General features: G+C 39.6%; 17 protein-coding genes. 10 read left to right on the top strand and 7 right to left on the bottom strand.

The window, feature by feature from the left end; translation table 11 throughout:
• Positions 1-112 precede the first annotated feature (112 nt).
• From IGJ14_RS12735 to IGJ14_RS12715, 5 genes are all read left to right on the top strand, one after another.
• Positions 113-1,402, top strand: coding sequence for a glycoside hydrolase family 125 protein (locus IGJ14_RS12735; protein WP_066025650.1), 1,290 nt, complete (start codon positions 113-115; stop codon positions 1,400-1,402).
• A gap of 14 nt (positions 1,403-1,416) precedes the next feature.
• Positions 1,417-4,098: an alpha-mannosidase gene (locus IGJ14_RS12730; RefSeq protein ID WP_019723045.1), complete on the top strand. Its 2,682-nt coding sequence runs from the start codon at positions 1,417-1,419 to the stop codon at positions 4,096-4,098.
• 3 nt (positions 4,099-4,101) lie between these two features.
• Positions 4,102-4,974, top strand: a complete 873-nt coding sequence (locus IGJ14_RS12725; protein ID WP_019723046.1) for an ROK family protein — start codon at positions 4,102-4,104, stop codon at positions 4,972-4,974.
• Between the two features lie 185 nt (positions 4,975-5,159).
• A complete protein-coding gene (gene relB / locus IGJ14_RS12720) occupies positions 5,160-5,393 on the top strand; it encodes a type II toxin-antitoxin system RelB family antitoxin (protein WP_019723047.1) in 234 nt (77 codons plus the stop codon).
• Positions 5,383-5,652, top strand: a complete 270-nt coding sequence (locus tag IGJ14_RS12715; RefSeq protein WP_019723048.1) for a type II toxin-antitoxin system RelE family toxin — start codon at positions 5,383-5,385, stop codon at positions 5,650-5,652. Before relB ends, IGJ14_RS12715 begins: the two co-directional genes overlap by 11 nt.
• Positions 5,653-5,694: 42 nt before the next feature.
• Here IGJ14_RS12715 and IGJ14_RS12710 read toward each other — a convergent pair whose 3' ends face one another.
• Both IGJ14_RS12710 and IGJ14_RS12705 read right to left on the bottom strand, forming a co-directional pair.
• Positions 5,695-6,156 carry a GyrI-like domain-containing protein gene (locus IGJ14_RS12710; protein ID WP_019723049.1) on the bottom strand — a complete coding sequence of 154 codons (462 nt, stop codon included), beginning with the start codon at positions 6,154-6,156 and terminating at the stop codon, positions 5,695-5,697.
• 165 nt (positions 6,157-6,321) lie between these two features.
• On the bottom strand, positions 6,322-7,176 hold the full coding sequence (locus tag IGJ14_RS12705) for an RluA family pseudouridine synthase (RefSeq protein ID WP_019723050.1): 855 nt from the start codon (positions 7,174-7,176) through the stop codon (positions 6,322-6,324).
• A gap of 209 nt (positions 7,177-7,385) precedes the next feature.
• Here IGJ14_RS12705 and IGJ14_RS12700 point away from each other — a divergent pair, with 209 nt between their 5' ends.
• The 3 genes from IGJ14_RS12700 to IGJ14_RS12690 all read left to right on the top strand — a co-directional run bounded on the left by IGJ14_RS12700 (position 7,386) and on the right by IGJ14_RS12690 (position 10,671).
• Positions 7,386-9,560 (top strand): PBP1A family penicillin-binding protein, encoded by a 2,175-nt coding sequence (locus tag IGJ14_RS12700; protein WP_019723051.1) that lies wholly within the window; start codon positions 7,386-7,388, stop codon positions 9,558-9,560.
• Between the two features lie 67 nt (positions 9,561-9,627).
• Positions 9,628-9,969 (top strand): YlbF family regulator, encoded by a 342-nt coding sequence (locus tag IGJ14_RS12695; RefSeq protein ID WP_019723052.1) that lies wholly within the window; start codon positions 9,628-9,630, stop codon positions 9,967-9,969.
• A gap of 171 nt (positions 9,970-10,140) precedes the next feature.
• On the top strand, positions 10,141-10,671 hold the full coding sequence (locus tag IGJ14_RS12690; RefSeq protein WP_019723053.1) for a hypothetical protein: 531 nt from the start codon (positions 10,141-10,143) through the stop codon (positions 10,669-10,671).
• A gap of 242 nt (positions 10,672-10,913) precedes the next feature.
• Here IGJ14_RS12690 and IGJ14_RS12685 read toward each other — a convergent pair whose 3' ends face one another.
• Genes IGJ14_RS12685 through IGJ14_RS12670 form a run of 4 tightly spaced genes read right to left on the bottom strand, consistent with a single transcriptional unit; the run spans position 10,914 to position 15,975 of the window.
• Positions 10,914-11,600 (bottom strand): rhamnogalacturonan acetylesterase, encoded by a 687-nt coding sequence (locus tag IGJ14_RS12685; protein ID WP_029594013.1) that lies wholly within the window; start codon positions 11,598-11,600, stop codon positions 10,914-10,916.
• A gap of 2 nt (positions 11,601-11,602) precedes the next feature.
• Positions 11,603-13,006: a glucuronate isomerase gene (gene uxaC, locus IGJ14_RS12680; RefSeq protein ID WP_019723055.1), complete on the bottom strand. Its 1,404-nt coding sequence runs from the start codon at positions 13,004-13,006 to the stop codon at positions 11,603-11,605.
• 45 nt (positions 13,007-13,051) lie between these two features.
• Positions 13,052-14,557 carry a UxaA family hydrolase gene (locus IGJ14_RS12675; RefSeq protein ID WP_019723056.1) on the bottom strand — a complete coding sequence of 502 codons (1,506 nt, stop codon included), beginning with the start codon at positions 14,555-14,557 and terminating at the stop codon, positions 13,052-13,054.
• A gap of 5 nt (positions 14,558-14,562) precedes the next feature.
• Positions 14,563-15,975, bottom strand: coding sequence for a tagaturonate reductase (locus IGJ14_RS12670; protein WP_019723057.1), 1,413 nt, complete (start codon positions 15,973-15,975; stop codon positions 14,563-14,565).
• 369 nt (positions 15,976-16,344) lie between these two features.
• Between IGJ14_RS12670 and IGJ14_RS12665 the strand changes: the two genes are divergently transcribed.
• Complete coding sequence (locus tag IGJ14_RS12665) at positions 16,345-18,534, top strand: helix-turn-helix domain-containing protein (protein WP_195476081.1); 2,190 nt, start codon at positions 16,345-16,347, stop codon at positions 18,532-18,534.
• Between the two features lie 165 nt (positions 18,535-18,699).
• On the opposite strand, the gene IGJ14_RS12660 is transcribed toward IGJ14_RS12665, so the two are convergent.
• The gene (locus IGJ14_RS12660; RefSeq protein WP_023520460.1) at positions 18,700-19,572 is read right to left on the bottom strand and encodes a carbohydrate ABC transporter permease; all 873 of its coding nucleotides are present in this window, start codon (positions 19,570-19,572) and stop codon (positions 18,700-18,702) included.
• Between the two features lie 285 nt (positions 19,573-19,857).
• On the opposite strand from IGJ14_RS12660, the gene IGJ14_RS12655 reads away from it, so the two are divergent.
• Positions 19,858-20,829 carry an ABC transporter permease gene (locus IGJ14_RS12655; protein ID WP_019723544.1) on the top strand — a complete coding sequence of 324 codons (972 nt, stop codon included), beginning with the start codon at positions 19,858-19,860 and terminating at the stop codon, positions 20,827-20,829.
• Positions 20,830-20,842: the final 13 nt, after the last annotated feature.

The raw sequence follows: 20,842 nt of genomic DNA, 5'->3' as shown, positions 1-20,842 counted from the left end.
GCATAATACTTGAAAAAGTAAATAGAAAAAAGTTTATTGAAAGCGTAGACATTTATAGCGTGAGCAGGTATAATCCATAATGACATATCAAATAAAAGGGAGTTTATATAATATGGCTTATAAAGATATACCTAATTCAGTGAAGCGATTTATGGATGACATCATACAAAAATGTGGAGAAGAGCATGCAGATTGGGCTAAGAATTTTTCTTCGGCCTTTGCGAATACGTTGTTGACCACAGTCAAACGGCAAGAGGATGGGACAACTTTTCTACTCACAGGAGATATCCCTGCAATGTGGTTACGTGATTCCACCGCGCAGGTTCGTCCTTATTTAGTGATTGCGAAAGAGGATGAAGATTTAGCTGACATGATCAGTGGGTTAGTCAAAAAGCAATTTTACTATATCACGATCGATCCATATGCAAATGCGTTCAATGAACAAGCAAATGGCGCAGGGCATCAAACCGATCACACTCAAATGAACGATTGGATCTGGGAAAGAAAATATGAAGTCGATTCTTTATGCTACCCTGTTCAACTAGCTTATTTACTTTACAAGAATACCGGACGTACAGATCAATTTGACCACTCATTTATTGAGGGGATTCAAAAAATCTTAGAAGTTTTTCAAGTAGAACAAGACCATCGACAATCGCCTTACACCTTTACAAGAGACACCACAAGAAAAGAAGATACGTTAGTCAACGAGGGACGTGGATCGGCGATTGCGCCCACGGGTATGACTTGGTCAGGATTTCGTCCGAGCGATGATGCCTGTCAATATGGCTATCTTGTCCCATCCAATATGTTTGCTGTAGTTATTCTAGGATATGTGGAAGAGATTTTCACCTCAATTCTTGAAGACCAAGAAATCGTTACAAAAGCAAACGACTTAAAAACAGCCATCCAAGAGGGGATTGCCACCTATGGAAAAATCGAAAATCAACAAGGTGAAACGATTTATGCGTATGAAGTAGACGGCTTAGGGAATGCCTCATTAATGGACGATAGCAATGTGCCTAATTTGATTTCAGCACCTTATTTGGGTTATTGCTCCAGTACAGATGAACACTATATAAATACGCGAAACACTTTGTTAAGTAAAGAGAACCCTTACTTTTATGAAGGGAAGTATGCAAAAGGAATTGGTTCTTCGCATACGCCCGAGAATTATATTTGGCCAATCGCCCTAGCGATGGAAGGAATGACGACAGAAGACAAACAAGAAAAAGAACGAATCCTTGATTTACTAGTAGCGACCGATGCAGGGACACACTTGATGCATGAAGGTTTTGATGTGAACAATCCGCAAAACTACACAAGAGAATGGTTTTCTTGGGCAAACATGATGTTTTGTGAATTAGTCATGGATTACTTTGATATCCGAGTGGAAAAATAAGGAGGAGAATAGATATGAAGAAAAAAGTGTATATCATTTCTCATAGCCATTGGGATCGTGAGTGGTACATGGCATATGAGCAACATCACATGCGATTAGTGGAGTTAATGGATGATTTGTTGGAGCTGTTTGAAACTGATCCAGACTTCAACAGCTTTCATTTAGATGGACAGACCATTATTTTAGATGACTATCTACAAGTACGACCTGAAAAAAGAGAAGCAATCCAACAAGCCATCGATGCAGGAAAATTACGGATTGGACCATTTTATATTTTACAGGATGATTTTTTAATTAGCTCAGAGTCAAATGTTCGGAATATGTTGATCGGTATGGAAGAAAGTCGCAAATGGGGAACGCCGGTCATGCTAGGTTATTTCCCTGATACTTTTGGCAATATGGGACAAACGCCACAAATGATGAAGCAAGTAGGACTTGAAGCTGCTGCGTTTGGTCGTGGGGTGAAACCGATAGGCTTTGATAATCAAGTACTAGAAGCTGAGAACTATTCGTCACAATATTCTGAGATGTGGTGGAAAGGCCCTGATCAAACGGAGATCTTTGGGTTATTGTTTGCCAACTGGTACAGTAACGGAAATGAGATTCCAGCTGAGAAAGAAGCTGCGATTCGTTTTTGGGATCAGAAGTTAGCAGATGCCGAGCAATATGCGTCAACCAACCATTTATTGATGATGAATGGAGTGGATCATCAACCTGTACAAAAAGATATATCAAAGGCAATTCAATTAGCCAATGAATTGTATCCTGACTATGAATTTATTCATTCCAATTTTACGGATTATCTAGAAACGGTACAACAGGATCTTCCTCAGGATCTTGGCGCAGTTGAAGGAGAATTGACGAGTCAAGAAACCGATGGCTGGTATACGTTAGCCAATACAGCTTCTGCGAGAGTTTACCTCAAACAGTGGAACACAAAAGTACAACGTCAACTTGAAAATGTCACAGAACCTTTAGCAACGATGGCTTATGAAGTGACAGGAAAGTATCCGCACGATCAATTAGATTACGCTTGGAAAACACTGATGCAAAATCATCCTCATGATAGCATTTGCGGATGCTCAGTTGACTCCGTTCATCGAGAAATGATTCCGCGTTTTGAAAAAGCCAATGAAGTGGGGAGATTTTTAGCACAAGAAGCATTGGATCAACTGGCAACAGCTATTGATACCAATGGATTTTCGAAGCAAAGCTATCCTTTTGTTATTTTCAATACAGCAGGAATGCCCAAAACAGGGTCAGCCGTAATCACTTTAGAGTTGGAACGAAAACGATTTGCAGAAGGGATTCCAGAGGAGCTATATCAAGAATTGGCGGAACAACCTAAGAAATACTACCATGTTGAAACGTCTGAAAAAAAACAGATCCCAGCTTTGGTTTCTGAAGAAGTTGTATCATTTGGCTATGATTTACCGAAAGATCGCTTTAGAGTGCCATATATGGCAAGATATGTCACGATTGAGCTACCAATTGATGAAATGCCTGCATTTTCATGGGAAACATTCGCTTTAGTTGAAGGAGCAACGGATGAAAAACAAGAGTCGATGATTACTCAAGCAGGACGCTGTATTGAAAATCAATTTGTGCATGTATCCATTGAGAAAAATGGGACATTGACCTTATTGGATAAAACGACCGGGCAAGAATTTGAAGAGTTATTGACATTTGAAGACGTCGGTGACATCGGTAACGAATATATCTTCAAGCAACCAGAGAATGAACAAGCGATTCTTTCAAAAGACCAACCGAGAAGTACTGTTGAGATCATCCAGGATACATCTGAAATCGCTCAAATCAAACTAACTCAAACCATTGACATCCCTATTTCTGCAGATGATCGGTTAGAAAAAGAGCAACAAATGGTACGAGAGTTCCGCTTTAGACAAGCCCAACGCTCAAAAGAAACAAAGCCACTGACAATCACAACACTGATTACGTTGCGTGCAGAGAGCAAAAAGATCGATTTTACAACAACCATCGACAATCAGATGAAAGATCATCGCTTACGTGTCTTATTCCCAACGAAGTTACATGTGGAACAACACGAAGCAGATAGTATTTTTGAAGTCGTAGCTCGTCCAAATCAAGTCTCTGCAAGTTGGGAGAACCCGACCAATCCCCAGCATCAACATGCCTTTGTCCAATTAGGCGATGCAACCCAAGGAATAACGATTGGTAATTTTGGTTTGAATGAATATGAAATCTTGGATGGAAAAACCATTGCGGTGACATTACTGCGTTGCGTCGGTGAGATGGGCGACTGGGGTTATTTCCCGACACCGGAGGCACAGTGTTTAGGTGTTCACCAATTCGATTACAGTTTAGAGGTTCACTCCGGAAAAGATAAATTTGCCACATACAAACATGCTTATGCAGCTCAAATTCCATTTTCGACAAAGCAATTGTCCATTCAAGTAGGCAAACTATCACCGAAAAACCAATATTTATCAATCGAAGGGGAAACGTTTGCAATTACTGCTTTGAAACGAAGCAAACTTAATGATAAACTAGTAGCGAGAGGATTCAATATGTCTAGTCATTTAGAATCGTTGCATTTGACGAAAAATGGCAAAAAAGGCAAACCGTTGAATCTCCTTGAAGAAGAATGTCAAGAGACGATTGACGAAATGCTCCAGCCTTATGAGATTCGGACAGTCGGCTTTGAGGAGGAATAATTGATGTATGGTGGAATAGAAGCAGGTGGAACAAAATTTATTTGTGCAGTATCAGATCAGGGAGAAATCATTGAAAAAATCAGTGTACCGACAACTTTACCAGAGGAAACATTGGCGTTAGTGTTTGATTTCTTTGATCGCTTTGAATTAGAAGCAATTGGAATCGGTTCCTTTGGTCCAATCGGTATTGATCCAACGAATGATCGCTATGGCTATGTCTTAGCTACGCCTAAACAAGGATGGCGAGATTTTGATTTCTTAGGAAGCATCAAACAACGATACGACGTTCCTTTGGCATGGACAACTGACGTCAATGCTGCGGCATATGGTGAATTGTTGAAAGGAGCGGCGCAAGGGAAAAACAGTTGCATCTACTTGACTGTCGGCACAGGCATTGGTGGCGGAGTTGTGTTGAATAGCGATATTCTTTCTGGGAGTGCGCATCCGGAAATGGGACACATCATGGTCAAACGTCATCCAGAAGACGACTACGAAGGAACTTGTCCTTTCCATAAAGACTGTTTAGAAGGATTAGCGGCTGGACCATCGATCGAAGCACGTACAGGAATCAAGGGACAAAATTTACCTGAGGATCATCCTGTCTGGGATATCCAAGCATATTATCTTGCCCAAGCATTAGTCAATTATACGTTGACACTAGCACCAGAAAAAATCATTTTAGGCGGTGGTGTCATGAACCAAGCACACTTACTGCAAAAAGTGAGAGAACAATTTACGACATTGATGGCTAGTTACATGGAAACACCTCCAGTCGAGGAGTATATTGTTCAATGGGGAATGCCAAATGAGAGTGGGATTATCGGAAGCTTACTTTTAGCGGAAAAAGCACATCGAGAAGGAAACGAATTTGCATAAATCTAAGAAGAAAATAGCGACTTTTAATTTTTAGATGGAAACTTGAATAAAAATAGGTATAGAGAACGACTGTCATTATTGGTAGCCGTTCTTTTTTATTCTCTATATCACGTACTAACGTTGTATTGACAAAAAGATGTATTTTTAGTACGATGTTGTTACAAATTAGAGCGGAGGGATAGATTATGGGACAATCCACAATTACATTTAGAATTCCAGATGATGAAAAAGAACTAGTAGCAGAATATGCTAAAGCACATAACTCATCATTGACGGAACTTTACAGGACGTCAGTTCTTGATAAAATCGAAGATGAGATTGATTTAAAATTATTAAAAGATGCAATGGCACTTTCTAAAAAGAAAAAAGAGAAGGGGATTTCTCAGTCTGACATGGAGAAGTTGCTAGATGAAGTATAAAGTTATCTATATGCCTCAAGCGCAGAAGCAGTTAAGAAAGATGGATCGAAATCAGGCAAGAATAATCGTTGCTTGGATTAGAAAAAATTTGGAAGGAACCAGCACCCCTCGTCAACACGGTAAAGGATTGACGGGAAATCGAGGTGGTGAGTGGCGGTACCGCATTGGGAATTATCGCATACTAGCAAATATAATTGACTCTGAAATTATAATTGAAATATTTGCTATTGGTCATAGAAGCATTATTTACAAGAAATAATCGTTGCAAATGAGACTAGTTTGGAGCAACATGAATCCGAACTTAATTGATTGGAAAAACAACTTGTGTCAATAATTGGTCTTCCGGTGTGTCAAGCGGATTACTTAGATAGTAATCATAATAAATGCCCGTACTTTCCAAATGATTTTCTTGGAGATAAACCAGCATTGCCTCGTATGTTGCCTCAAGTGTGGCGTAAGAACCTTGATGTGTGGCGATTACGGCTTTTCCACCGTATGTTTGACTCATATACACCTCATCATTTGCAGAAATCTCCGTATTGATCGGAATCCCTAATTCGATATCAAAGACGGTAAAGTCTTCATTGCTATTCAGGTAAGCGCAGTAGGGGGCGCCAATCAGTTGGGCACCTTGTTCAGCAACAGCGTGCATCAATTTTTCATAGCCAGTATCTATTGTAGCGGTCATGTTCTCCATAGTAACAGCAGTCGCTTTGGTTGCTACAGCAATTTGGGACGAAAGGTTAGTTATTTCAATATTCATATGAATGATCTCCTTGATATTTTTTATATACATACTAATGTAAGTCTGGTATGTATGCGCTTACTGTCAATTCATATTTTTGATAGAAACAGGAAAAAACTGAGAATCGGGATCGTGTTAAGTTCCCAAATCTCAGTTATTTTGTTTATGACTATTTTCAAGTGTTTACCATAATCCCGGCAATGCTCGTGCAATGATTTTTTCTTGTGTAAATGGATGGGGCATATGGAGTTCTAACGCATGGAGCATCAAACGTTTCGCTGACTTCGTTTGATAGAGCGGGTCACCAACAATGGGGTGTCCTTGATTTGCTAAATGTACACGGATTTGGTGGGTTCGTCCTGTATCCAAGACACAATAGACCTTTGTTTTATCTGCCGAAACTTCGGCGACTTGAACATGTGTGATGGCTGGTTGTCCATTTCTTGGATCAACCACTCGTTTGCGACGATCATGACGATCTCTGCCGATTTTGTCTGTGATCGTTACATCTTGAGAAAGTTTACCCCAAACAACAGCTTGATAACGGCGGTAGATTTTTTTCTGTTCCAACATTCTACCTAAAATAGGTAAAATAAAAGGATTTTTAGCAAATAGAACAGCTCCACTCGTTTCCTTGTCTAATCGATGAACGACATATGGACGTTGCTTTTTTTGATCTAAGTAAGCAGCCAGATGATTCAATAACGTATTCGTTTCTGTCGGTTCATTCGGATGCGTTTTGATACCGACTGGTTTGTTGACGATGATCAAGTGCTCATCCTCATACAACACGCTGACTTTTGTTGCTTCCCCCAATTGGATCTCTTGGTAACTATAGTCAGTTTCCTCGAAGTGCAAAGTGATTTGATCTCCAGCTTTTGCTTCGCGATGGAATAAAACAGGTTCGCGATTCAATAAGACGTTTTTACGTATACGTAAAAAGTGTCGGACTTTTCTTGGTACAAGCCACTCATTTTCTAATAATTCTCGAATCGTCATGGTTGGATGAGATTCAGGTAACGTGATTGTGATGTCCACATGCTCACACCTTTCATTAAAATTCAGATTCATTGTAACATTTTTAACAGATATTTAAGAAAAAAATGGAAAAATTCCTTCACTTCATATGCTAAACTATCCACATTGTGAATAAACAAAGCGTACACCTACATCTCAAGCAGGACGTCACGCATAATTAGTTATGTTAAAATGAGAAGAATGAGATCAATAGACAGGAGAAGAAGTGAATGGATTTTCAGAGCATGTTAAGAAGAATAAAAACTGCGCTCATCAGTTTTTGGCGATGGATTAAGCCTTACCTCGGACAATTCCATCGATGGCGTAAGCGCATTTGGAAAAAATATCATATCAACAAGTTGATTTTACTGATCGGACTGATCTTCGTATTGATCACGAGTATTTATCTATTTGTATTAGCAAAACAAGCGAATGTTGAAACACTGAAATCTGGTTTGAGTCAGTCGACCGTGATTTATGATAAAAACAACGAAGAGGCGGGGACGTTGTATGCACAAAAAGGGTCTTATGTGGAGTTAGATGCGATTTCTCCACTGATCCAAGATGCCGTTATCTCGACCGAAGACCGGAATTTTTATCAACATCCTGGTTTTGATATCAAAGGGATTGCCAGAGCAGCAGTAAGGATGATCACATCTGGTGGTACAGGCGGGGGTGGCGGAAGTACCATTACCCAACAGTTAGCCAAAAATGCGTATCTTACACTAGATCAAACGTTTGACAGAAAAGCGAAAGAACTTTTTCTAGCGATTGAGATCGAGAAGAAGTACAGCAAAGAAGAAATTTTAACGATGTATCTGAACAATGCCTATTTTGGTAATGGGGTTTGGGGTGTACAAGATGCATCGAGACGCTATTTTGGAGTGGATGCTAACAATGTCACGCTGTCTGAAGCTGCTACGTTAGCGGGGATGTTGAAGGGTCCTGGTATCTACAACCCAATCGATCATCCAGAAAATGCCAATAATCGGAAAAATACGGTGTTAAGCGTGATGGCAGACAATGGTAAAATCAGTGAAGAACAAGCAACTGCTGAGTCTCAGACGGACATCACACACTATTTGAATGATACGTATACTGGTTCGGAGTCTGGTTATCGTTATCCTTATTATTTTGATGCAGTGATTGATGAAGCTGTTAGTGAATATGGCTTAGATGAAGCAGATGTCATGAACAAAGGCTATAAAATCTATACGTCATTGAATCAGAATTATCAGCAACAACTAGAAGCGACTTATCAAAATGATGCGTTATTCCCTCCAAATGCGACAGATGGTGCCATGGTCCAATCAGGTTCAGTTGCACTAGATCCGAAAACAGGAGGGGTTGCAGCGCTCGTTGGTCGACGTGGGGAACATGTCTTTAGAGGATTCAATTTTGCAACGCAGATGAAACGTTCGCCTGGTTCATCAATCAAACCACTCAGTGTGTTTGCACCTGCGTTAGAAGCTGGCTATACACCGTCAAGTATTCTTGAAGATAAACCACAATCTTATTATGATGCACACAACTTTGATGGGACCTATCAAGGGGAAGTACCGATGTATCAAGCAGTTGCTCAAAGCTTGAATTTACCAGCTGTGTGGTTACTTCATGAGATCGGTCTTCAAAAAGGCTTTGATAAGACAAAAGAATTTGGTTTACCTTTAGCTGATTCAGACAAGTATTATGGGTTAGCGTTAGGTGGTTTGAAAAATGGGGTATCTCCTATGACTATGGCGGGGGCTTATGGTTCATTTGCCAATAATGGGAAGATGTATACACCGCATTTGATCACCAAGATTGTTGACTCTACTGGAGCAGTCATCGTTGATAATACCAACAGTAAACCAAAGCAGGTCATTTCCGAAGAAACGGCGAACCAAATGACTAGCATGTTACTAGGTACGTTTTCTAATGGAACGGGTGTTGCAGCGAATCCATATGGTTATACGGTGGCAGGGAAAACAGGAACGACAGAAACGAATTTTGATGCAACAAAAGCGAATGACCAATGGATCGTTGGATATACACCAGACGTAGTCATATCTACTTGGTTGGGATTTGAAGAAACGAGTGAACTTCACTATTTAGAAGGTACAAGTGGCAATGTGGTGGGGAAAGTCTTCAAATCAGCAGCAGAAGGCATCTTGCCTTACACCGATCAAACAAGATTCAATGTGGCAGATGCTTATGCTACCGGTGGTCAAGTCGTCCCAGCAGATCAAGTGCCAGATAATTCACAAACCAATGAAGAGAATCAGGGGAACTGGCAAGACAATTTAGATCGTTATGGCGAACAAGCAAAAGATGGCCTAAGGAATTTTGGCGATATGCTGAGAGAAGGCGTACAAGGTATCGGTGATGCAACACGAGATCTATGGCGTCGATTCCAAGGAGAGTAGGCACTTTGAAAACGAATCACCTCATGTTACAATAGAGTTTATTAAATAGAAGAAAAGAGGCCGTCGTATGTCAAATATTTATGATAGTGCAAATCAAATCGAACGTGAGATTCGTGAACTAAAAGAATTCAAAGAGCTAGAAGAAGCTTATGCAAAAGTAAAAGCGAATGAAGAAGCACATCAACTATTCAAAGATTTCCAAGCAATGCAAATCGAATTACAAGAAAAACAAATGAGCGGACAAGAATTCAGCGATGAAGATGCTGCCAAAGCACAAGAAATGGCAATGAAAATCCAAACGGAAGAAGTCATCAATGACTTGATGCAAAAAGAACAAGGATTCAGCACGATCATCAATGATTTGAACCGTATCATCATGACACCAGTACGCGACTTGTACAGCGAATAGTCATCAGTAAAATAAATCTCTGGCATGAAACCTCTAAAGGATTTCATGCCAGTTTTTTATGTAAAACAACTTTTTCTTTGATAAGAAAAAGTGATGGGAAGGTGAGGATCATCCTTTGTTATCATTAAGTTGCAGAAAGACACCAATAAACAAACGAGAGGATGTGAACCTATGCGAAAAAAAATGACGATCGAAATTACCGCACCTATTAAAGGTTTGAATGTTACGAAACCTTTTGATTTAGCTCTTTTCAATCAATTTATTCTACATAAGCGAACAAAAGAGTTATTACATACACTAAAAAAAATGAAACATCAGCTTGTCGAAGAGTCATGGGCCTATGATAAAAACTTTCGTTGGGTATCAACAAAAACGCATTTCGAGCATTATCAAAACAGTTTGATCTGGGCAGAAAAACTGGATCGAGTCATATATCAGCGGTTAACAGAAAAACAAAAGAATCACACGCCTTTTGCTCTTCTTTCATTTATGGTAACTCATCGCTATATTCACGAATATGCACGTTATACAGTGAAAGACCAACGAATGATCTTCCAAGAAATCCGCCAAAGTCCACAAGTAGAAAACAAAGATCTTTTTATGTTTGAAAAATTAAAAGAGGGCGTCAGTTTGGCAATTACGGCTAGAAGACCTTCATTAGCGGAAAAACAAAAGAATAATGATCGAACACAAAGCCTTTGATCGTATCATTGAGTCCTAATTTAATAGACAAAGCAAAAGAGGTCGAGACAGAAGTGTTCAGCCTCGAGAAATAAGGCGCCATCCACGAAAATTGTTCTTCAAATTTTTGTGGATGGCGCCTTATTTCCGAAGAGGTTACTTCTGTTCTCGCCGTTTATTCGGTTTTAGGTGGTGGGAGATAACTAATGTCCCACTCTCTTTTGCTTTGTCTGGGTAAAATTGTAAATCCTTTGAATCAAGTTTTAGATATGAGGAGTATCAAGATAATTTACTAATGGAAGATCAGTTTCTTTTAGTAGTTCAACGACGAGTTGAGCGACTAAAGCAGCGCCTTCTGGACTAAAATGGGTGTTGTCACAAAGTCCTGAGGGATAATTTTCATAAGTATCAACTGGTAAATGCAAGTAGAACTTTTTTGTTTCTTCTTGCGTATACTGTTGAAGAGTTGCTTGTGAACGAGTGAAAACATCCAAAATGGGGTAGTTATTTTTTTCTGCGAATTGCCTCATTGCTTTTGGATATTCTCCTAAGCAGTCCGGATCTAATTGTCCATTTTTCAAGTAAAGGCGTCGTGTGACGGGGGTCAAGAAAATTGGCTGTACATTTGAGGATAAGGCTGTTTGTGCATAGATAGCAAGTGCATCTATATACCCACCATATGGTTCTGTTCCTTTTGCTTCAGTGATTTTTTGGTCGTTGTGGCCAAACTGGATCAGCAAAAAGTCCCCCGCTTGAAATTCTTCTTTCAAGCGAGTGAATCGTCCTTCTTCAATGAATGATTTTGAACTACGGCCATTTTTTGCTTGATTGTTTATCCGAATCTTAGGCTGGAAGTATTTACCAAGAACTTCTCCCCAGCCGGTTTCTGGTCGAGCAGTCATGTTTTTGATCGAAGCAGTGGAGTCGCCTGCGATATGGATCGTTTGCATAGTCATTCTTCTTCCTCAAAAAAACCGAAATAGTTTCGCGCATTTGTATAACAGATATCTTCCACTAAGGTTCCTAAAAGATGGATGTCTTCGGGCGCTTCACCTCGTTCCACGATTTCACCGATCAGCTCACAGAGAACACGTCGGAAATACTCGTGTCGTGTATAAGAGAGAAAGCTGCGAGAATCCGTCAACATACCGACGAAATTTCCTAAAACACCGCCATCAGCAAGTTGTGTCATCTGTTCACGCATGCCTGCTCGGGTATCGTTATACCACCAACCAGAACCGAGTTGAAGTTTTCCGGCGGTTTCCTTTTGAAAGCAACCCATCAGAGCAAGAAGTAAGGGATAATCATTCGGATTGAGTGAATAAAGGATCGTCTTTGGTAATTGATTGGTTTGATCGGCATGATCGAGTAACTTTTGCAGGTGGCTGGTTAGTGGTTGATCGTTGATCCCGTCATAACCAGTATCTGGCCCTAAGCGTGTGAATGCTTGGGTATTGCAGTTACGATAAGCATGGAGATGCAACTGCATCGTCCAACCATGCGCATGATACAAAGTGATCAGCCGGTTAAGTGTTTCCGTTCGATAAGCATCAATTTCTGTTTGTGTCAGTGTTTCTTTCGTCAATGCTTTCTGGAAAATCTGTTCAAGCTCATTTTCCGAAGCTGTATGATAGGACAAGCGATCTAATCCATGATCCGATAGGCGACAGCCATGCTGATGGAAATAGTCGATCCTTTGACTCAATGCGGTGATCAAAGAAGTATAATCAGCGATTGGTTTGCCAATTACGTGAGACAATTTTGACAACCATTCAGAAAATCCCTCATGGGTGAGATTTAACGCAGCATCGGGACGGAATGCTGGTAATACTTTGAGATCAGGTTCTTCTTTTGCCAATAATTCGTGATAAACTAATTCGTCGATGGGGTCATCTGTTGTGCAAATGACAGTCACCTTCGCATTTTTCGCCATCTCTCGTCGCCGAAACGCTGGTTCAGCTAAACGTTTATTTGCTTGTTCCCAAATGTTAAGGGCGTTTTCTTCATTGATCAGTAAATCGATTTGGAAGAAACGTTTCAATTCAAGATGTGTCCAGGTATACAAAGGATTGCCTATGATTTTCGGCACCGTTTGACACCAAGCATAAAATTTTTCGTAATCTGAGGCGTGACCAGTGATTTTTTCTTCAGGAACCCCGCAAGCTCGCATCAAACGCCATTTATAATGATCGCCACTCAACCAGGCTTCTGTCAAATTAGTGAAAGGTTTGTTCTCATAAATTTCTTTTGGTGATAGATGACAGTGATAGTCGATGATCGGCATTTTTTCAGCAGATGAATGGTACAGTTTTTTTGACCATTGATTGGTTAATAAAAAATCATCAGATAAAAACATTTACTCCACTTCTTTCAATTTCAGATTAGGTAGTGATAAGAAAAATCAAAGTGTGACACCATTTTTAAAAATAGCTAGTTCTCTTACGTCGTTGGCTTCATTTTTTGTCTCTTCTCCGCTCGCAACACGGATGATCTTATCGATAAATAAAGGTAAGACCTCTGCCATGGATTGAGTCAATAATTCACCAGCATCAAAGTCCATCCAATGTTGTTTTCGTTCGAATAAAGGTGTGTTGGTTGATACTTTCAGCGTGGGAACGTAAGAACCAAAAGGTGTTCCTCTGCCTGTGGTGAACAAGACGAGTTGACAATCAGCAGAAGCTAACGCAGATGCGGCAACAAGGTCATTACCGGGTGCCTCCAGTAAACTCAGCCCAGTTTTACGTACTTTCTCACCATAGGCTAACACATCGACTACCGTTGAATTTCCTGCTTTTTGGGTGCAACCAAGTGACTTGTCTTCTAAGGTAGAGATACCGCCTGCTTTGTTTCCAGGAGAAGGATTTTCATAGACTGGTTCATTATAAGAGAGAAAATATTGTTTGAAATCATTGATCAAACGAACGATCGATTCAAAGACTTCTTGATTTTCTGCTCGTGCCATCAGTACTTGTTCGGCACCAAACATTTCAGGCACTTCCGTCAAGATCGTGCTACCTCCTTGTGAAATCAAATAGTCAGAAAAGGCACCTAGCAATGGATTAGCAGTAATCCCTGACAATCCATCCGAACCACCACATTTCAAACCGATCGTTAGTTTATCCAGAGGAACAGGAACACGGAAATCTCTTCGTGCGATTTCTGCTAATTCTTCAAGTAATGATACGCCATGTGCTATTTCATCAGTGACATCTTGGGCAGTTAAAAATTTTACTCGTTGTTTGTTATATTTATTTAAACTAGCCTTTAATTCTTGTATCGTATTATTCTCACAACCTAATCCAAATACAAGCACACCGCCAGCATTCGGATGATGGATGGCATCAGCTAAGATCTTTTTCGTATTCTCATGGTCCTGACCTAGTTGAGAACAACCATAAGGATGTTTTAAAATCGTGAGATGATCGAAAGGATTGTCATCTGCATGTCGTTTTTTAAACTCTTGGATGATCAATTCAGCAATTCCATTGACACAGCCAACGGTTGGAACGATAAAGAGATCATTGCGAATCCCAGCTTGTCCGTCTTCACGAAGATAGCCTTGAAAGGTGCGATTTTCTTGTGGATAGACGATGGGGCGTGATTTTGGTTGGTATTGGTAGCTTTCCTCACCAGAAAGATTTGTTTTGATATTATGCGTATGTATCCATTGCCCCGCTTTGACATCCGTCAAGAGATGACCAATCGGATAGCCATACTTGATGACATCAGCCCCTGCGCTCAAATCAGACAAAGCAATTTTATGGCCTAAGGGGATTTCTTCAAAGGTAGTCAACGTAACATCATCGAAGCGAAGTGTTGTATTCGTTGGAATCGTGGTAGTAGCTACGACAACGCTGTCCTGTGGGTGTAATTGGATGATTCGAGTGGAGAAATCTGGATCAGTCATTTTTTTCATCCTTTCAATTCATGTAATACGTTACGAATGCCTTTTTGATCGATCTCTGTCACGTAATGTGAAACTGTTTCTGTTAAATCAGGAAGTACGGATAGATCTTCGCCCCAAAGCGTTGGATTTTTCAATAGTTGAAGGACAGCAGTCTCTGGCTCAGCCCAAGCTTCAGCGAAACTAGCGAGTACCATAGGGTCATCGTTTACCAGGATTTTCGAATGATCGGAACGATAAAGCAAGATCAAGGCAGCAAATGAGACAGTCAGATAGGAAGGGAGCGCTTCCCTTTTTTCAATGTATTTTTTTAGAATAGGTAGTAATCGTGTTTGAAATTTGGCTACACTGTTCAAAGCAATCGCATGTAATTGATGATGTGCAAAAGGATTTAAGAACCGTTCGTTGATTTGTCTAGCGTACGCCAGCAATTCTTCTTCGGGTAAGCGTAACATTGGGATCAATTCACTAGTCACTAATGTGTTGATGTAATCGGAGAGCAGAGGATCTTTCATGACTTCTTCGACTGTTGAGACGTTTGACAGTAGACCAATCGGCACCATTGCAGTATGAGGACCGTTGAGTAGATGGACTTTCCGCTCACGATAAGGCGTCAAATCATCAGTCAAGACAACATTCAGACCTGCTTTTTTCAATGGTAAGCGTTCATTCAATTCCTCTGGTGCTTCGATCACCCACAACATAAATGGTTCAGCTTTGACCAACAGTTGATCGTCATATCCCAATCGTTGGTGCAATTCATCGATTTCATCTCTCGGGAATCCAGGAACGATCCGATCCACTAAACTGCAATAAAAATGATTTTCTTGGTGTAGCCAATCGACAAATTCTGTTTCAAGCTGCCAATTTTTTGCATACTTTAAAACGAATTTTTTTAAAAGCTCTGCATTGCGATCAATCAATTCGCATGGGATGATCGTAAGTCCGTTTTTATTCATTTTGAATCGATGATACAAAAAGGCAGTCAATTTTGCGGGGAAGCTTGTTGGAGGGATATCATTTCGAGTATCGGCTTCATGATAACTAATACCAGCTTCTGTCGTATTAGAAAAAACAAAGGCTAATTCATCGATTTCTGCCAATGCGAGGAATTCTTGCCATTGCTCGTAAGGGTTGAGCGTACGGTCGATCACAGTGATCGGCTCTGTCGTATCAATGACTTTGCCATCAATTAACCCTTGAAGTAGAACCGTATAGAGCTGATCTTGTTCAGCCAGCTTGTCACTTAAGCCGTGAGCTAGTGGCTGGACGATTGCAACATTTCCTTGATAGAGTCCTTGATTGTTTAACTGCTGAAGTTGCCAATCAACGAATCCTCTCATAAAATTTCCTTCACCAAACTGTAGACAAGTAATTGCAGCTTGGTTTTTAGGGTATTGCTTTTTAGTTAATCTTTCCATCGAATGATTTCCTTTCTGTAAGACAAAAATTTTATGATAAAAATCTCTGGAACGAAACGAGAATTATCAATATTTGTTATTTTTATGACGGTTTCATGCTTCTTTTTGACAGATTTGATGTTTTTTTTATAGATAAATCTATTTTTGATTTTCATGCTAGGTTCATTTTTTGGTAGCGCATTCATCGTAATATGAATGAAAGGTTTAGTCAATATAGCTTGCTATCGTTAGGTTTTGCTCTTTCAAAAAAACTTATGTTTTTAAATAGTAGTATGTTAATCTGAAAGAGTGAAGATACTCATTGCTTTAGAAGATAATCAATTTTACATAAAATGTAAGCCTTTTAATTCTGGAGGGGGAGAAAGCTAAATGAGGAACAAAATGTTGTTTTATCAAATGTTTATGCCGCTTTTTATTATCGGTGTGGTACTGGTCGTTGGCTTTAGTTTGTTTATCTATACCAACACCTATGAATCGATTGAAGAGAACTACTTATTAGATAAACAAAATCTATTGAAACAAATCAAAACAAATGTAGAATGGAAGTTTCGGACGATTGAATACTCTTTCGCTACATACGGCTCCACTAAAAACTTCTCCGAAATATTTCAATCTCCTTTGAATCATACCGACTACACTATTTATTCCGAAGTACGAAAAGAACTTAATTTTATTGAAACGATCGCAATGGAGGAAAATGCGTTCAAGTTAGTCAGCCTAAAAGGCGGTTGGGGTGTCGTGAATGGGTCGCTGAATCAACTATCACCACAAGAAGTGACTGATTTAAAAGCCCAGTACGTCCATCAGGATCAACAAGTTTTTTGGACGAAACAACCAGATGGAATTGAAATGGTTGTTGCATTACCTAAAGCAGTCAGTGAAAAGTATGCGCTAGGTTTTGCTTCGATCGACCATCAGGCACTGAAACGAATCATTGAACGAAGCAATGAAGACCGCTTAACAATCTATTATGGAGCAGAGATACTTTTTACTGATGCTGAATCATCAAGAGAAGGGGTGATACCAGTCCAAAATATCGAAGCGAATGTACCAACAGTGGTTCAAAGAAATGGTCGGAATTTCATCTTGCTCCAATCTGATTACAATCAATGGCAGTATCAATTAGAGATCGATCCTGCAACTATAGGTACGACTGTCCGAAACTTGCAAATCGGATTAGCTACTGTATCCTTTACTTTGATCATTTTAGTAGGGGGCTTGTCCTATATCTTTTCTGAACGATATGTTCGTCCTATCAGCCAGATTCAAGACCGACTGAATCTTCATTCGGAAGGCTTATCTGGAAAGAAACTAGAGAACGTTGTCCAGTCAGTGAGCCAAGTAATTGGTGAAAATGAACTATTGAGTGCAAATTTGATTACTCAAAAACCACAACTAGAAACATTATTTGTCTTGAGTCTCTTTAGAAATCGTGTGGAAAAACGGGAGTTGGATCAACGGTTACGGCAGTTCAACTACGACTCGCAAAATGAATGTTACTATACAGCAATCGTGCAGATCGATCTTTTAGAAGACAGTCATGGAGGAGAACGAGATTTACTGCTATTGGCTATCAACCAAATGATTGCTGAGATCGTTCCTAAAGAAGAACGAATGATTCCTATCGTGCTAAACGAAGAAATGCAAGCAACGATTTATCGAATTACTAAAGAAGAAGCATTCGCGAATAAAAAAGTAATGGATCACTGTCGTCAGATCCAAAAAATGATTCAAGAATATCTCAAATTGACTGTTAGCATTGGGATCAGTGAATGTTTTACTACGCTCAATGACAGTAAGCAATCTGTCGACCAAGCGAAAGAAGCCTTATACCATCGGGTAAATACTGGACCAAATTCAATTGTGTTCTACCATGAAATCATCTCAGAGCAGCAGGAGAAGACATTGATCAAATATCCGATGGAACAACAAAATCGTTTATTTGAAGCCATCCGTTCAGGAGACGAACACGTCAGTCACCTTCTTCACGAATTGATCATTGAGATGTTCACTCAAAATAAAAATCGATTGAATCGTGAAGTTGTCGCTATTCGGTTAGTCAATGAATTTGTTCAGTTGGGACAACTATTGGGTGTGAATATTACGCAGTTTGAAGAATTGAAGCAAATATATGTTAAGGTGTTACATACTTATCATTCTCAAGAACTTGAACAATTGCTGTTAGAACAATTTGTTCAACCAATCACAAAAAGCGCTCAAGAAATCACGGAGCAAGAGTTTAAATCGTTATCAGAAAAAATGATCCATATCATCTATAGCGAATACGATCGTGATCTATCACTAGACATGGTGGCAGACCGCCTGCACTATAATCCTAACTATTTGAGTAACGTGTTCAAAAAAGAAACCGGTGAAAACTTTGGAGATTTCATTCAGAACTATCGCTTAGAGATCGCTAAGAAATGGTTGACAGAAACGACGTTATCCGTGAAAGAAATTGCAGAAAGACTCAAATATCGTAACTCACAAAACTTTATTCGCTTTTTCAAAAAGAAAGAATCCGTCACTCCTGGTGAGTACCGTAAGAAAAACCGTTGAGGACAACTTAGTGAACGCCGATCATTAAAGTCCTACATAAGTTACTTAGGAAAAATAGTTGTTTCGATTGCGAGAAATAGCACGATCTTTGAAAAATGAATTTTTCTTAGATCGTGCTATTTAAATGAATAATTATTTTTACGCGTATCTTTAAGTGTGAAAGGGTCAACCTTTGACAGAGCCGACCAATGCCCCTTTCACAAAGTACTTTTGAACAAACGGATAAGCAACCAACATTGGCACTGTAGCAATTACAATGACGGCCATTTTGATCGTCTGTGCCGGCGGGATGATATCGACAGCACTACTTTCTGCTTGCATCCCACTTGACACGATCACGATTTGACGTAACAAGATTTGGATCGGCCATTTTGAGGAATCGTTAATGTATAAAATCGCCGTCATATAAGTATTCCAATAGGTCACAGCATAAAAAAGTGAAATCGTCGCGATAGAAGGTAAAGCAAGAGGCAACATAATTTTGAAAAAGACCCCAAAATCAGTACAGCCATCCATTTTGGCAGATTCTTCTAAACTATTAGGTAAAGCTTGAAAAAAGTTACGCATGATGATCATGTTCATGGCGTTGACAGTTACAGGTAGGATCATCGACCAGTACGAATTGATCAACCCCAAAGAGCGCACCACTAAGAATGTCGGGATCATTCCACCACTAAAGAGCATGGAGAAGACAACCATAAAGTTAAAAAAGCCTCGCCCAAAAAGATATTTACGTGATAATCCATAGGCCATCAATGAAGTCACGCACATGCTGACGACTGTCCCAAGCCCAGTAACACCAATAGAAACAGCTAAAGCTCGAAAAATCGTTGGTGTAGATAAGATGTAACGATAGGCATCTAAAGAAAACGTAGTCGGGAAAAGGATGAATTTTTTTGCTACGACTTCTTGTGTAGAAGCAAATGAAGTGGCGATGATATTTAAAAACGGTACGATACAGATCAAAGCTAATAATAGTAGAAAAATGGAATTAAAAATCGTAAAGCTTTTTTCTCCAAGCGAAACCTTTTTTTTCATTTAGAGAGAACCCTCCTTTAAACCATAAGTATTTTTGTACCTCCAATCTATCATCTGCTTGAAATTACGTACATAATCATTTTTTAGGGAGGGGAAATCAGGAGGTTTCATATAGATGGAACGGGCATTTCCTAAAAAATCAAACAGATGAAGCAGAAAAGTGATTAATCAAGTGATGATCGACAGTTACCTACGTCAGTGAAAATGATTATATACGGAATCACTTTTCTTCCTTTATGCTGTGGATAGCGATTAAAGTCACACAATGTTTAACAAGGAGGGCTTATGGAGAGTGTAAAAAGAGAGCTAGGTTCAATTACTTTATCAAAAAAGGAAGAACGAACAAAAAGAAGAAGGAAGACGATTGCTGGAATCAAAACGAATAAATTTTTGTACTTGATGATTCTTCCAGGAATCCTTTATTTCATTATTTTCAGATATTTACCTATGGGTGGCTTAGTGATTGCGTTCCAAGACTATCAACCCTATCTGGGGATTCTGGGGAGTCCTTGGGTTGGTTTCAAGCACTTTATTCGTTTATTTACTGAGCCAACATTTTTTATGTTGTTGAGGAATACGCTGATTTTGTTTGGACTGAACATTTTTGTCTTTTTCCCAATGCCGATCATCCTGTCGCTTCTATTGAATGAAGTAACCAGCAAGCGATTCAAGAATAGTATCCAAACAATCATTTACATTCCACATTTCATGTCTTGGGTCATCATCGTCTCGATCACCTATGTTTTTTTAAATGTGGATGGTGGAGTCATCAATGAATTTTTGGCCAGTATTGGGTTAGATAAAATAAGTTTTTTGACATCACCTGACTGGACACGAACAGTCTACATTGGACAGGTGATTTGGAAAGAACTCGGTTGGTCAACAATCATTTACCTTTCTGCGATTACCGCAGTAGATACGCAATTATATGAAGCAGCCGAAATGGATGGCGCAGGACGTTTACGTAAGACATGGCATGTGACATTACCTGCGATCCGTCCAGTGATCATTACCTTGTTGATTTTGAAAATTGGTCAAACACTTGACCTAGGATTTGAGCATATGTACTTACTACTCAATTCATTGAATCGCAGTGTGGCAGAGATTTTTGATACATATATCTATACTGCTGGATTGAAAAATGGACAATTAAGTTTTAGTACTTCAATGGGCTTGTTCAAAGGTGTAGTAGGTTTGTTTATGGTCATACTTGCGAACAAGGTAGCAAAAAAACTGGGTGAAGACGGTGTGTACTAGCAAAGGAGCAAAC

The organism is Enterococcus sp. DIV1304_2, from assembly GCF_050555445.1.
In the GTDB taxonomy this organism is placed as follows: domain Bacteria; phylum Bacillota; class Bacilli; order Lactobacillales; family Enterococcaceae; genus Enterococcus_B; species Enterococcus_B pernyi.
Note: the sequence above shows the minus strand (reverse complement) of the source record. Positions and strands in the feature narration are given on the sequence as shown.

Excerpts from the sequence above, each read along its gene's own strand:
- IGJ14_RS12675 (WP_019723056.1), bottom strand. The coding sequence starts at position 14,557 with ATGACTGATCCAGATTTCTCCACTCGAATCATCCAATTACACCCACAG.
- IGJ14_RS12715 (WP_019723048.1), top strand. The coding sequence starts at position 5,383 with ATGAAGTATAAAGTTATCTATATGCCTCAAGCGCAGAAGCAGTTAAGA.
- relB (WP_019723047.1), top strand. The coding sequence starts at position 5,160 with ATGGGACAATCCACAATTACATTTAGAATTCCAGATGATGAAAAAGAA.
- IGJ14_RS12690 (WP_019723053.1), top strand. The coding sequence starts at position 10,141 with ATGCGAAAAAAAATGACGATCGAAATTACCGCACCTATTAAAGGTTTG.
- IGJ14_RS12660 (WP_023520460.1), bottom strand. The coding sequence starts at position 19,572 with ATGAAAAAAAAGGTTTCGCTTGGAGAAAAAAGCTTTACGATTTTTAAT.
- IGJ14_RS12655 (WP_019723544.1), top strand. The coding sequence starts at position 19,858 with ATGGAGAGTGTAAAAAGAGAGCTAGGTTCAATTACTTTATCAAAAAAG.
- IGJ14_RS12695 (WP_019723052.1), top strand. The coding sequence starts at position 9,628 with ATGTCAAATATTTATGATAGTGCAAATCAAATCGAACGTGAGATTCGT.
- IGJ14_RS12685 (WP_029594013.1), bottom strand. The coding sequence starts at position 11,600 with ATGCAAACGATCCATATCGCAGGCGACTCCACTGCTTCGATCAAAAAC.
- IGJ14_RS12665 (WP_195476081.1), top strand. The coding sequence starts at position 16,345 with ATGAGGAACAAAATGTTGTTTTATCAAATGTTTATGCCGCTTTTTATT.
- IGJ14_RS12735 (WP_066025650.1), top strand. The coding sequence starts at position 113 with ATGGCTTATAAAGATATACCTAATTCAGTGAAGCGATTTATGGATGAC.
- IGJ14_RS12730 (WP_019723045.1), top strand. The coding sequence starts at position 1,417 with ATGAAGAAAAAAGTGTATATCATTTCTCATAGCCATTGGGATCGTGAG.
- IGJ14_RS12710 (WP_019723049.1), bottom strand. The coding sequence starts at position 6,156 with ATGAATATTGAAATAACTAACCTTTCGTCCCAAATTGCTGTAGCAACC.
- IGJ14_RS12670 (WP_019723057.1), bottom strand. The coding sequence starts at position 15,975 with ATGGAAAGATTAACTAAAAAGCAATACCCTAAAAACCAAGCTGCAATT.
- uxaC (WP_019723055.1), bottom strand. The coding sequence starts at position 13,006 with ATGTTTTTATCTGATGATTTTTTATTAACCAATCAATGGTCAAAAAAA.
- IGJ14_RS12725 (WP_019723046.1), top strand. The coding sequence starts at position 4,102 with ATGTATGGTGGAATAGAAGCAGGTGGAACAAAATTTATTTGTGCAGTA.
- IGJ14_RS12700 (WP_019723051.1), top strand. The coding sequence starts at position 7,386 with ATGGATTTTCAGAGCATGTTAAGAAGAATAAAAACTGCGCTCATCAGT.